This is a genomic window from Scytonema hofmannii PCC 7110 (genome assembly GCF_000346485.2).
In the GTDB taxonomy this organism is placed as follows: domain Bacteria; phylum Cyanobacteriota; class Cyanobacteriia; order Cyanobacteriales; family Nostocaceae; genus Scytonema; species Scytonema hofmannii.
The window spans coordinates 7,710,888-7,723,345 of the sequence record NZ_KQ976354.1 but is presented as its reverse complement, the minus strand read 5'-3'; the positions used below and the strand labels follow the sequence as shown (position 1 = coordinate 7,723,345).

Genomic DNA, 12,458 nt, shown 5'->3' with positions numbered 1-12,458 from the left:
TGCGCCTAGTGCCTACGTGTCAATGATTCTTCTATCTATTGAGAAACATTACTTAATATCTCTAAGTTAGCTTATTTTCTGGTATCAATGTTCAGCAAATATCACAATCTCACCTGTCATTCCTGCTTCCGTATGTCCTGCTATAGGACAGCGCAAACTATAGGTTCCCGGCTTTAACGGAACAAAAACCCATTCTGCTTTTGCTTCTGGTTTTAGTTCGAGTTCGTGAATGGCTCCTTTAATTTCTACGTTACCTGCTTCAACTTTTTGCGTCCAAATACTGTCAGCAAAATCCTTGGCTGTAAAATAGTGTTTCTGCGTACTGGGATTTATAAGTATAAGTTTATATCTTTTTCTTGTTTCAAATTCTAAATGGTTTGGTTCAAATTTATATTCATTGGCAGAATTACTTAAACTTACTGTAGTCTCTATAACTGGTTGCTTGAGTATATTTTGGGACTCTGCTGCCTCAGCAGAAGCAGCAGTTGCTATGAGAAAGCATACAAGCAGTGCGATCGCTAAAAAAGGTCTCATTAGTTGTTAGTTGTTAGTTGTTAGTTGTTAGTTGTTAGTTGTTATTGGTCACTGGTCACTGGTCACTGGTCACTGGTCACTGGTCCTGCTGTGACTACAATAATTTTATCTGGATAAAGCAACTCACGAGCGGCTTGATTCACTTCCTCAATTGACACTGCTTGAATTTTTGCTGTGAAAGAACGCAATTCTTCTTTATCTAACCCATAGACCTCATTCATCAAAATTCTATTGACTAATTCCTCTGGATTTGCTAAAGAAACAATGTAATTGCCGATCAAATTTCGTTTAGCTGTTTCTATTTCCTCAGTCGTGACACCTTGTTGATGGATCTGTTGTAGCAGTTCACGGGTTCTGGCAATGGCTTGAAGGGTATCTTCTGGGCTGGTTTGCATCTCGATTAAAAATGTTCCAGAATTTTTCCCTGCTAAAAAGTTGCTGTAAATTCCGTAGGTTAAACCTTGGCGATCGCGTACTTCTGACCCCAACCGACTGGATAAGGTATCGCCTCCCAAAATCTGATTTAGCACTAAGGCTGCGTAGAATCGGGGGTCTTTACGGTTAATCCCTTGATTACCCATGTAAGTAATGGCTTGAGCTTTACCGGGAAGAATTGGGTTAACGCTTACCACTTTTTCTGGAAGGGATACTTTTGGGTATTTTAATTCTGGTGGTTGACCGATAGTATTCCAATCTCCCAACTCTTGTTTAATCAGTGCTTCTACTTCAGTGACTGAAAAATTCCCTAAGAGTGCGAGAACTGTTGTATCTGGGCGGTAGTGTTTTTCTTTAAATTCAACAACATCTTGACGTTTAAGGAGCCGCAGACTTTTTTCTGTGGGAAATTTGTGTAATGGGTGTTTTTCCGGATAAACAGATTGAACAAATGTTCTTTCTGCAACTTCCGAAGGGTCATCTAATTCTTCCTTCAGGGCAATTAATGCTTGTTTGCGACTGAGTTCTAACTCTTTGACTGGAAAAGTCGCATTTTTGACAGTCTCTGCTAAAGTTTGAACTAAAACGGGCAAATCAGATGCCAACGAACTCCCCTCAATCCGCACACCTTCACGGAATGTCTCAAAATCCAAACTCGCTCCTCTGTCGTCTAAAACTTTAGCTAGGGTTAAAGCATCTTTTGTTTTGGTTCCATTCATTAAGTTTTCTGCCACAAGAGATGCAAGCCCTGCTTTATTGTGAGGATCGAATTCTTTACCTGCTTTAATGTAACCACTTAGGGTGACTGTAGGTGAACTCAGGTCGGGAAAAAGCAATACTCGCAGCCCATTGGGTAATGTGAATTGTTCTGGCAATACATCAGAGACAGCAGTCTCGGAAATTTGCTCGGAAAAATCAATAGATGGTAAGTATTTTTCTACTTCTTCCTTTGTTGCTGATAATTCTGATGAGAACTTTTCGGCGACTAGAGTGGAGGTTTGCTGACTGCTTTTGTCTTTTCCTTTTCCTTTGGCTTGAGTTGGTTCAAAAAATCCCACTACACACGCTTCTGGTTGGAGATATTTTGTGGTAACACGCTGTACATCTGCTGTTGTCACCTGACGCACGCCTGCTAAGTAGCGTCCTGTGTATTGATAATCACCAGCAGTTGTTTCATCGTTACCGAGTTGCATTCCTTGACTAGTAATATCTCGGTTACCAAGAATGAGAGATGCTTCTAACTGCGCCTTTGCTCGGTTCACTTCAACGGACGTGACTCCTTTGTTTATCAGTTCTGCGATCGCACCTTTTAGCAAAGAATCAATTTTTTTCAGGTCTTGATTTGGAGAAGCCGTCAGTGATAATTCATACCAGCCTCCCGCCAGCAAACTGACAACAGATGCGGAAACATCATTTGCCAACCCCGATTCCACCAGTGTTTGATAAAGGCGAGCATTTCGTCCATCGGTCAAAATATAGTCCATTACATCTAGTGCAGGAACATCTGGATGATTGACGTCTGGTAATGGGTAGACTGCGTGTAGTAGTGCGGTTGCGCCTTGTTCTTGGAGAACGATGGAATTTTGGATTTTGGATTTTGGATTTTGGATTGGGGGTGGGGTATTTTGGATTTTAGATTTTGGATTTTGGATTGAGGGTGGGGTATTTTGGATTTTGGATTTTGGATTTTGAGTGTTGGGTATTTTCCCAAATATTTCTTTGACTAAATTTAAAGTTGGTTCGGTTTGGAAGTCACCAACAATGACTAATACGGCATTATCGGGGCTATAGAAGTTTTGATAGTACTTCTGCACCTGCTTTGTTTGAAACTTTTGGACATCGTCTTTAGTCCCACCTACTGGTAAACCGTAAGGATGGTTGGGAAATACAGATTGCATCACTGCACGGCTCAATCTGTATTCTGGTTCGTTTTCATACCCTTGGAGTTCAGAAATAACAACCCGCTTTTCGCTTGCTAGTTGCGTGTTATCAATGACAGAATTTTGCATTCTGTCTGCTTCTAATATTAATAAAGCTTTAAGCTTATCGCGTTCTGCTGTGTTATAATATGCTGTTTGATCGTGACTTGTGAAAGCATTGGAGTCACTGCCTAAAGCACTAAATAATCTGCCAAATTGAATTGGACGATTTTTTGTCCCTCTAAAGAGCATATGCTCCAATTGGTGGGCTATGCCATTCAAGCCAAATTCTTCATTCCGCGAGCCTACTTTATACCAAACTTGTACGGTTACAACTGGGTTAGAGTGGACTTCTTTTGTTAAGACAGTCAGACCATTTTGCAGCACTGTCTTTTGGACATTTTCTGTCAGTGACGAAGATAATGTTTCTTTAGAAATGGTTGTTTTAGGTGTACTTACCAATGTATTTTTTTGTATCAATTGGCTGTAGGCTGATTCATTACCGAGTAAAAGCACCGTAATTAAAACACTCAATAGTAAAAATTGAAAACGATATCGAGAAGATTTCGGCAACACACTCATATATTCTATTCAGAAATCTGTAACTTGGATTACAGATTTGTAGACTACACCTTAATCCCTCTAACCACGTTGTTACTTTAACAAATTGGTAGAGAGTTAAATATTCTACAGGCAAAAAATAGGAAGTTCAACTAGGTGAGTGTAGCTACAATACGAATAAATTCTAAAGGTAAACCATCTGTATCCGCAATAAAAGTTACTTCATAAATACGGTTCCCAATTTGTTGTTGTGTTGGTTCTAACAAAACTTTCAGTGGTTGTAACGCTTCTGAGTTATTTTGCGCCCCGATAATAAAACGTTCTTTTAAATCTGTTAACCAACTGGGTAAGTCTGGTGCGATATCGGTTACATCAAAACATAAGTGATAATACCCAACATAATGCTCGTCTTCAAAAGCATCTGGAGCTGGTTTGGGTTGGGGGATTTGGATCAGTTCGATTCTGCCTCCTAGCCCTTCCATCCAACAAGCTAAGGTATAACCAGTGGTGAAGCGTTCGCAAACTGTAAAGCCAAGTTGTTCGTAGAAAGCGATCGCTCTATGAATATTCGCAGTACGAATAGAAGCGTGGTGCATCATGAGTTAGTGGTTGGTGGTTAGTTGTTAGTTGTTAGTTGTTAGTTGTTTTTACTACTATCGACTAACCACTAACTACTAACCATTATTCAAACAATCGGAAATAAGGATAGCGAACTGGAACGCCGGGTTCTTTTTCCAAATCAAAATTGATGACGTCCCAACAGGGTTCTTCTGACGCTTCGGGGCTAAACTCTACAGGTAAACCGTAAAGTCGAGCCGATGTTGTTTCCGATTGTCCGGAACGCCAGGGAGTGCTCCGTTCCAAGTAGCCACTCATCAATTCTTGATAGCGCCTAGCAATGATGACCCTTGTTGCTCGGTAGCCTTGGGTATACAGCTTGTCTAGTGCTTCATGAATTTCAAACCGAATGCCATCGGGATGTGTATGTTGCCGATACCATTCGCTATTCCACCTGCGCCAATGACGCCCTGACTGTAAATGGATTAACTCTCCATTTTTGGGATTTGCTTCAAAAGCGCCATGCCGGGGACATAAATATGTATCTGTTAGTGTCAAAGCCGGAATTGTTTGACGGCAGTGGGGACACTGAATTTCGGGACCAAATATAGGGTACTGCAAGCCTGGGTTCATCATGAAGTGCTCAAAAACATATATTTTTTTTACCTATAACGTTGTTTTTTTTTACACTTCCGCTCCACCTCATTTGGGTATTGATTGAGTGTTACCTTTTATCTTAGGCTCTACACCGTGATATTCTAAAATTTTGCAACCTACTTTAAGGTTGGAGTTCCTTCAGATTACCTGAGTCCCCTACTTAATATTCTACCGTGTCTATCGCATCCTACTGGTCCGATCCCGATCTTTCTCAAGCGGCTTTTGTCGCCGCGAATGCAGTCGTTATAGGTTCAGTTAAAGTGGGAGCAGATGTGAGCATTTGGTATGGAGCAGTCATTAGAGGAGATGTAGAACGCATAGAAATTGGTGAATGTACCAATATTCAGGATGGAGCGGTATTGCACGGCGATCCTGGTAAGCCAACGATCTTAGAAGATCGTGTTACCGTAGGACATCGTGCTGTGGTACACTCCGCTTACATTGAACGTGGCAGTTTAATTGGCATTGGCGCGATTGTTTTAGATGGAGTGCGGGTGGGTGCAGGCAGCATTATTGGAGCGGGTGCTGTTGTTACAAAGAATGTACCACCTTTGTCTCTTGTTGTGGGTGTTCCTGGTAAAGTTATACGTCAAATTTCCGAAGCGGAAGCGGCAGACCTCCTCGAACACGCTGAACGTTACAAAAAGTTAGCTTGGGTTCATGCTGGGAAGGGGAGTGGGGAACTCGGGGCCCCCTCTGGGGATAAGGGGCAATGGGGAGTAGGGAGTAGGGAGTAGAGGTGATAACGAATACTCAATCCAAAATCCACGCATCCAAAATCCACGCATCCAAAAATTGTAAATATTTTTTACATAATATTTGAGAAAAGTTGACCACTTCAGATAAAAATAAAAATGAGAGCAGTTGATAAAACTTTAATTTCTACTTAAAAGAGGATTAGATATGGATCTTGATTTACGTGTGGTCATCGTTTTAGCGCCAATCGTGGTTGCTGCTAGCTGGGCTGTGTTCAACATTGGTGCGGCTGCTTTAAGACAATTGCAAAACTTTTTAAATAAGGAAGCTTAAGGTAGATTCATTAATTCAACTACGTGGCTCCCACTGTTTTTCTAGACGGAAACAGTCGGTTTGGCTTATCTTCTTGTTCCCAGGCATGAAAAAGCCCTCACCCCCAACCCCCTCTCCCACGGGGAGAGGGGGTGTTAGGTCACATTGGTGTTAGGTCACCTTTAAGCATGGCAATCCCGACTCCCAACTCCCGCACAGACGCGCCATGGCGCGTCTCTACAACTCCGCACTCCCGCACTCCGCACTCCCCATACTGACTCTTGTGGATATTGACTCTCTCTTAAAACCCTTTCATCACTTTGGAGTCCGTCTCGGATTGGATTCCGTTTTTAAACTGCTGGCAAATTTGGGCAATCCCCATCATCAAGTGCCAATTGTTCACGTGACTGGTACGAATGGGAAGGGATCGGTTTGTGCTTACCTTTCTTCGATACTGAGTGAAGCTGGTTATCGCACGGGACGGTTCACTTCACCCCATTTGGTTCATTGGACGGAACGCATTTGTCTGAACGAACAACCAATTTCTTCTGAAGAATTTTGCCAATTGTTAGTCGAAGTGATAAAGGTAATTGACCCAGAAGAGCAATCTCCAACTCAGTTTGAGGTGATTACTGCTGCTGCTTGGTTGTATTTCGCACGGCAAAAGGTGGATCTGGCAGTGATAGAGGTGGGATTGGGAGGTCGCTTGGATGCAACTAACGTCTGCTCAAATCCTCTTGTGACTATTATTACTTCTATCAGTCGCGACCACTGGCAAAAACTCGGTCCCAATCTCACCGATATTGCTCGCGAAAAAGCTGGTATTTTTAAACCTGGATGCCCAGCTATTATCGGGGTGTTGCCACCAGATGCAGAACAGGTTGTGCGATCGCGTGCTTTAGAATTGGGATGTCCTATCATTGCACCTCAGCCTGCGCGTCAAGTTGCTCCTGGTTGGGCTGAGTGGGAGATGAAAATCCAAAATCCAAAATCCAAAATCCAAAATCCAAAATCCATCAAATATCCATTACCGTTACAAGGACAGGTTCAGTTGGAAAACTCTGCTGTAGCGTTAGCTGCTGTGGAAATTCTGCAAGCACAAGGTTGGAAAATTTCTGAGGAAGCCATTCTGAATGGGATGGCGAAAACCAAGTGGCTGGGAAGGCTTCAATGGACGACGTGGAAAAATCATCAATTATTATTGGATGGTGCTCATAACATTGGTGGTGCTCGAGCTTTGCGCGATTATGTTGATGAACTGGGGAGTGGGGAGTGGGGAGTGGGGAGTGGGGAGTGGGAAATTCCAAACCCTGAAATCCGATCCAAAATCCAAAACCCAAAATCCAAAATCCAAGTCGATTGGATTGTGGGAATGCTGGCAAAAAAAGACCATGCGGACATTTTCAAAATTTTACTGCGATCTGGCGATCGCTTATTTCTTGTTCCAGTACCAGATGCGATTACAGCCCGTCCTGATGAATTAGCTAAGATTGCTTGGGATGTTTGCCCGGAGTTGGGCGATTGCAGTACTTATCCAGATTTATCTTCAGCCTTAGAGGCAACTTTTGCTTCATCAAAAAGTAACTTGGTTATTTTGTGTGGTTCGCTGTATCTTGTTGGACATTTTTTAGCAGTGACCAGTGACCAGTGACCGGTGACCAGTGACTGGAATGTCGGTACAATAGGATGATAAGTAAAAACTCTCAGGATTAAAGTATAAAAAATTGCTTTTGTTAATTTAACTTAAAGAACCCAAGTTGCGTGAGATTAATGTACCAATGCTCTGATTGCTTGGGTTACAAAGAGGTTACAAAAGTGGATTTGGTATGTTTAGTGAACAGCAAAGTTTATGACAAGGCTTATAAATTTGCCATTAGGATGGTTAACGCCTATAAACATCTTAGTGAAGAAAAAAAAGAATTTGTATTATCGAAACAATTGCTAAGAAGTGGAACCTCTATTGGTGCAAATATTGCCGAAGCGAATGGAGCTATATCCAAAGCAGACTTTAGAGCTAAAATGTCAATAGCTTATAAAGAATGTTTAGAAACTAAATACTGGCTTTATTTACTGAAAGATACAGGATACATTACTCCAAAAGCCTTTGAAAGTGTTTATAAAGATGCTGAAGAAATTAGCAGAATGCTCTGGAGTATACTCAAGACCAGTAAACCAGATAACCACTAGTTAATGGTCACTGGTCACTGGTCACTGGTCACTGGTCACTGGTCACTGGTCACTGGTCACTGGTCACTGGTCACTGGTCACTGGTCACTGATTCCACTCACTTGCTGCATCCTCAACAGCTTTATCTACTGTTTTCTCCCCTAGCATTGCTGCTTGTAAGTTTTCGTAGATTGTCTTTTGCAAACGTTTTATATCTTTTAATCTTGGTGTTAAAACTTCAGCTTGTTGCAACTCTTGGGCGCTAATCACTCTTGCTTTATCTAAAGTTGAGGCGTTGGCTGGTAAATCTTTGAAGTAACTATCAGAAAGTGATTTGACTGTAGAAGGAAGTACTCCTGCTGCTTTGGCAAAGGTAAGTTGGTTGTTGTCGTTGGTAAGATATAGGGCAAATTTGAGGGCAGCGTCAGGTTGTTTGCTGTCTCTGGGTATCACAACGTTCATGACAGCAACATTTTTCTTGCCGTTTTCACCGGTGACTTGGGGTGCAGTTGCAGAAACTTTGGCTATTGTTGGTGCGTTTTTACCGACTGTCTCTAAAAACTCTCCACCAGAAAAGAGTAATGCTGTTTCTCCTGCTTGATACAAATCTATGGCGTGGCGGTGTCCTTGTGTGAGCACTTCTCTAGGTAGTAGCCCTTTTTTGTATAAGTCTACCCAGTATTGGAATGCTGCTTTGCCTTGTGGGGAGTTAAAGGCTGCTTTCCCTTGAGCATCTACTAAGGTGACTCCCATTTGTACTAAGGATTCTAGAACTTCACCGGAGTCTTGAGGCACGAATGTGGTAAAAAAGGCGTATTTACCAGTTTTTTCTTTAACTTGTTGCGCTACTTGTGCTAATTCAGTGTACGTGACGGGTGTTTTAGTAATACCTGCCTGTTTTAATAAATCGGTGTTATAAATGGTTAACCGCGTGGTGAGGTACCAGGGAATACCAAAACTTTTGCCATTGAGGGTACTGGCTTTCCAAATATTTGGTAAGTAGGAGGAACGAACCGCATCGGGGATTTTTGCATCTAAATCTAACCAGGCATTTCGCCCTGCTAGTTGAGAGGCAAAGTCTGGATTTAAGTTAACAACATCAGGTGGCGTTTTTGCAGAGACTGCTGTTAAAATTTTGTTTTCCATTGCAGTCCAAGGGATATCAACCCAGGTAACTTTTATACTGGTATTTTGTGTCTCGAAGGATGCTATTAGGCTTTTGAAGTAGTCGGTGAATTGAGGTTGGAGTTGCATTGTCCAAAACTCAACGTTTGCTGCTCCTGATGATGCCTGTTTTGGATTTGTGCTGATATTTGCCGTCCCGCAACTTACAATCCAGCTTGTTAATAAACCGAATAGTAACCAAACAGTAAATTTTTTAAATTTTGGAATTTGAATCATTTGTTTAGAAAATGGGGAGTGGGGAGTAGGGAGTAGGGAGTAGGAGTAGGGTCATTTTTACACTTTTAGGTAATATAACGGGGGGAGAAAGAGGGGTCTTTATATTAATCTTTTATATTATTCATTTTTTTACTTAGTGTTCCGGTGGTAAACCTGTGGTTAAACAACTTAATAATCTATTTAGTAAATCGAAGGGTGGAGTGGGGATAGAAATTGCTCCGCAACGGGTAAATTTAGCTCAAATCCGCAAGCAAGGTCAAGGTGTAAAGTTAGAAAATTTAATATCAGTGCCTGTTCCTGAAGGTGTGGTGGTTGATGGTCAAATTACTGACCCGCCAACAATGGCGCAATTGATTCAGCAGGTATTGGCGGATAGTAAGATTAAGGCTTCGCGTGTTGCGACTTCTGTACCGGGACGTGATTCTATCGTGCGTCTCATACCGGTACCTGCAGAGTTGGATGATAAAGAACTGCGGGAGATGGTTCTTAACCATGAGGCTGGTTTGTATTTACCATATCCTCGTGAGGAAGCTGATGTAGATTATCAGAAACTTGGGTATTTTGTAGATGAGGACGGTATTGAAAAGGTTCAGGTGCTTTTAGTTGCAACTCGCAAGGAAATTACCGATACCTATATTAGTACGTTTGAACAGGCAGGATTGCAAATTGATGTTTTGGAAATTAACAGTTTTGCTCTGATTCGGACAATCCGCGATCAACTCCGACAATATGGACCGCAAGAAGCAGCCGTGCTTGTGGATATTGAATTTGATAGTACGGAAATTGCGATCGTTGTTAACGGTGTACCGCAATTTTCGCGTACCGTACCTATCGGGACTTATCAAATGCAACTTGCTTTATCAAAGACAATGAATTTACCTGTCTCGCGAGATATGGAATTGTTGCAAGGAATGTCTATTCCTTCTACTCCTGTAGATGGTGGGAAGACTGGCGTGACTGAAATTAATCCTGGTATGGCGGCTGTTATCAGGGTATTGGGAGAACTGACGGATGAACTGCGCCGTTCTATCGATTTTTATCTTAATCAAAGTGAAAATCTGGAGGTGGCACAGATTATGCTAGCAGGACCGGGAGGCGGACTGGGGCAGTTAGATGAGTTCTTTACACAAAGATTGAGTTTACCGACCTCTCAGATAGATCCGGTAGGCGCATTATCATTACTAGTTGATGAGGAAAAATACCCAGCATCAGAACGCCCTGGTTTGGGTATTGTGCTTGGTTTGGGAATGAGAGAGGTGTAAAGGATTTTTGATGCGTGGATTTTGGATTTTGGATTAGCAATATAGAGTTTCAGTTAAACATTTAAGGAAAGGGTGTGATGGAATGTACAGTTTAGATATTAATTTTCTGAAAGATCGCCCAGCCTATAATAAAACTTCTGAAAAGAAGCAACGAGGCAAGATTTCTCTCCCTGTAGGAGATTTAACTCCTCTATATATAGGAGTGGGTATAGGTGTGGCTTTACCTGTTTTAATAGGGGCGAGTTGGTGGATGTTGGAAGCCAAAAATGTTGAATTAGGACAAACAATTGCACAACTCGAACAAGAGAAACAATCTCTTGAGGGACAAATAGGTAGTATTAATAAAATTAAGGAAGAAACTAACAGAATTAAACAGGAAACTCAAGCTTTGGTGACGGTTTTTGACCAAATTCGCCCTTGGTCTGCAATGTTACAAGATTTGCGCGATCGCATTCCTAAGACGGTACAAATTGAAAACATCAGGCAAATTGCACCTGTAGCTGCAGCAGAAGGACAGCCAGCACCAAATCCTGCGGGAGGTATAGAACTTGTTGGGGTTGCTCGTTCTTTTTATCATGTCAATGATTTTATGCTTACCTTGCAGCAGTCTCGGTTTTTAAAAGCGACTGAGACAAGAATTACGACAGCAGAGTTAATAGATGCACCGTTACCACCTGGGCTGACGCTTCCACAGGGTTTTAAACCACCTCAAATAGTTAAATACACTATTCAATCTAGTATGAGTGATGTTCCGGCTTCCGAGTTAATGCGGGAATTGGAGCAAAAAGGCACAGTGGGACTAGTTTCTCGAATTCGCAATCTGCAAAAAACAGGAGTCCTTCAGAGATGACGGTGAGTGAAGATATAAGTTTTGAACAGGGTGGGGATTTTGGTGCAGCCTCTGCGCCTAGCTACCCTGTTGTTTTTGGAATTTCTCTAACACCAAAAATCAGTGGGATTATTGTAGGGTGTTTGGGAATTGCCGGTGCTGCGTTTATGGCAATGAATATGCTGATGCCTTCTTGGGATGCATTTCAGCAGCAGCAAGCTAAACAGACGGAACTGCAAGCAGATATCGATCAAAAGAAAGTTGCTATTAAACAAATTGGTAAGATCCAAGAAGAGCAGAAACAGGCACAAGTGCAACAAGTCCAGGTGTTGGGTTTGTTTGCCAATGAGAAAACTTTAGACACGTTGCTGCTAGATTTAAATCGATTAGTTGAGTCTGGTAACAGTCAAGTTCCTTTCAATGCAGTGAGAGCGAAACTGAAGAAATATACACCGGCTGGTGATAAGGCAGAAGCAATTACTGATGGAACCTTTGGACCCCTTGTGGATGGAAAGCTAAAACGTCGCAGTATCAATATTGAAATTGTTGGAACCTACGAACAAACACAATCCATCCTCCGCAATATAGAGCGGTTACAGCCTTTGCTGCTGGTGAAAGACTATCAATCAGCATTAGCACCAGAAACTGCTGTCGAGCCTGGTAAAGGAGTACGCCGGATTGGTCCTGCACCCATTAGTACAAATTTTCAGTTACAGGCATTGATGCCTATGACTCCACAGGATGTAGCTCAAGCAGAGACTAAGAAATAGTGAGCAGTGACCCCAAAGACCCTCACCCCCAACCCCCTCTCCCATTGGGAGAGGGGGCTAGAGCGCCGGTACAGTATTCAAAAAGGGGGCAATAAACCCGGTTTCTCCCTGTGGTCAAGCTTGATATCTCGTATGCTCAACTCGAAGAAACCGGGTTTTTGGGATTATTATACCGATGCTCTAGCTCCTATTCCCTAACCTCTATTTTTATTCTTTAATTCTTGTAGAAATTCTGAGAATATATAGGAATCATAAATGATTTATGAAAAAATCTCAGTAGGGTGGGCATTGCCCACCGTATATGGCCTTTGGTGGGCAATGCCCACCCTACGTATATTTCAAAAATCAAATAGGAGTC

12 protein-coding genes are annotated in these 12,458 nt (G+C 42.1%); 7 read left to right on the top strand and 5 right to left on the bottom strand.

All coding sequences use genetic code 11. From position 1 onward, the window contains the following. Positions 1 to 84: 84 nt before the first annotated feature. The 4 genes from WA1_RS32370 to WA1_RS32355 all read right to left on the bottom strand — a co-directional run bounded on the left by WA1_RS32370 (position 85) and on the right by WA1_RS32355 (position 4,640). Positions 85 to 534 (bottom strand): cupredoxin domain-containing protein, encoded by a 450-nt coding sequence (locus tag WA1_RS32370; protein WP_017747347.1) that lies wholly within the window; start codon positions 532 to 534, stop codon positions 85 to 87. Between the two features lie 62 nt (positions 535 to 596). Then, entirely contained in the window at positions 597 to 3,470 is a 2,874-nt protein-coding gene (locus WA1_RS32365; protein ID WP_017747348.1) for a M16 family metallopeptidase, read from the bottom strand. A gap of 131 nt (positions 3,471 to 3,601) precedes the next feature. Beyond that, positions 3,602 to 4,045, bottom strand: coding sequence for a VOC family protein (locus WA1_RS32360; RefSeq protein WP_026135099.1), 444 nt, complete (start codon positions 4,043 to 4,045; stop codon positions 3,602 to 3,604). 85 nt (positions 4,046 to 4,130) lie between these two features. Beyond that, the gene (locus WA1_RS32355; RefSeq protein ID WP_017747350.1) at positions 4,131 to 4,640 is read right to left on the bottom strand and encodes a TIGR02652 family protein; all 510 of its coding nucleotides are present in this window, start codon (positions 4,638 to 4,640) and stop codon (positions 4,131 to 4,133) included. 197 nt (positions 4,641 to 4,837) lie between these two features. Between WA1_RS32355 and WA1_RS32350 the strand changes: the two genes are divergently transcribed. The 4 genes from WA1_RS32350 to WA1_RS32335 all read left to right on the top strand — a co-directional run bounded on the left by WA1_RS32350 (position 4,838) and on the right by WA1_RS32335 (position 7,859). After that, a complete protein-coding gene (locus WA1_RS32350; RefSeq protein ID WP_017747351.1) occupies positions 4,838 to 5,401 on the top strand; it encodes a gamma carbonic anhydrase family protein in 564 nt (187 codons plus the stop codon). A gap of 166 nt (positions 5,402 to 5,567) precedes the next feature. Next, positions 5,568 to 5,693 carry a photosystem II protein Y gene (locus WA1_RS32345; RefSeq protein WP_017747352.1) on the top strand — a complete coding sequence of 42 codons (126 nt, stop codon included), beginning with the start codon at positions 5,568 to 5,570 and terminating at the stop codon, positions 5,691 to 5,693. A gap of 262 nt (positions 5,694 to 5,955) precedes the next feature. Then, complete coding sequence (locus WA1_RS32340; RefSeq protein WP_026135101.1) at positions 5,956 to 7,323, top strand: bifunctional folylpolyglutamate synthase/dihydrofolate synthase; 1,368 nt, start codon at positions 5,956 to 5,958, stop codon at positions 7,321 to 7,323. A gap of 182 nt (positions 7,324 to 7,505) precedes the next feature. Continuing rightward, positions 7,506 to 7,859: a four helix bundle protein gene (locus tag WA1_RS32335; RefSeq protein WP_026135102.1), complete on the top strand. Its 354-nt coding sequence runs from the start codon at positions 7,506 to 7,508 to the stop codon at positions 7,857 to 7,859. 84 nt (positions 7,860 to 7,943) lie between these two features. Here WA1_RS32335 and WA1_RS32330 read toward each other — a convergent pair whose 3' ends face one another. After that, positions 7,944 to 9,239: an ABC transporter substrate-binding protein gene (locus tag WA1_RS32330; RefSeq protein ID WP_017747355.1), complete on the bottom strand. Its 1,296-nt coding sequence runs from the start codon at positions 9,237 to 9,239 to the stop codon at positions 7,944 to 7,946. Between the two features lie 155 nt (positions 9,240 to 9,394). Here WA1_RS32330 and pilM point away from each other — a divergent pair, with 155 nt between their 5' ends. From pilM to WA1_RS32315, 3 genes are all read left to right on the top strand, one after another. Further along, positions 9,395 to 10,501: a type IV pilus assembly protein PilM gene (pilM, locus tag WA1_RS32325; protein WP_017747356.1), complete on the top strand. Its 1,107-nt coding sequence runs from the start codon at positions 9,395 to 9,397 to the stop codon at positions 10,499 to 10,501. Positions 10,502 to 10,583: 82 nt separating this feature from the next. After that, positions 10,584 to 11,351 (top strand): PilN domain-containing protein, encoded by a 768-nt coding sequence (locus WA1_RS32320; RefSeq protein ID WP_017747357.1) that lies wholly within the window; start codon positions 10,584 to 10,586, stop codon positions 11,349 to 11,351. Beyond that, positions 11,348 to 12,100, top strand: a complete 753-nt coding sequence (locus WA1_RS32315) for a hypothetical protein (protein ID WP_017747358.1) — start codon at positions 11,348 to 11,350, stop codon at positions 12,098 to 12,100. Before WA1_RS32320 ends, WA1_RS32315 begins: the two co-directional genes overlap by 4 nt. Positions 12,101 to 12,458 lie beyond the last annotated feature (358 nt).

Coding starts and splice junctions, on each gene's coding strand:
- WA1_RS32365 (WP_017747348.1), bottom strand. CDS start 3,470: ATGAGTGTGTTGCCGAAATCTTCTCGATATCGTTTTCAATTTTTACTA.
- WA1_RS32320 (WP_017747357.1), top strand. CDS start 10,584: ATGTACAGTTTAGATATTAATTTTCTGAAAGATCGCCCAGCCTATAAT.
- WA1_RS32355 (WP_017747350.1), bottom strand. CDS start 4,640: ATGAACCCAGGCTTGCAGTACCCTATATTTGGTCCCGAAATTCAGTGT.
- WA1_RS32345 (WP_017747352.1), top strand. CDS start 5,568: ATGGATCTTGATTTACGTGTGGTCATCGTTTTAGCGCCAATCGTGGTT.
- WA1_RS32330 (WP_017747355.1), bottom strand. CDS start 9,239: ATGATTCAAATTCCAAAATTTAAAAAATTTACTGTTTGGTTACTATTC.
- WA1_RS32360 (WP_026135099.1), bottom strand. CDS start 4,045: ATGCACCACGCTTCTATTCGTACTGCGAATATTCATAGAGCGATCGCT.
- WA1_RS32370 (WP_017747347.1), bottom strand. CDS start 534: ATGAGACCTTTTTTAGCGATCGCACTGCTTGTATGCTTTCTCATAGCA.
- WA1_RS32315 (WP_017747358.1), top strand. CDS start 11,348: ATGACGGTGAGTGAAGATATAAGTTTTGAACAGGGTGGGGATTTTGGT.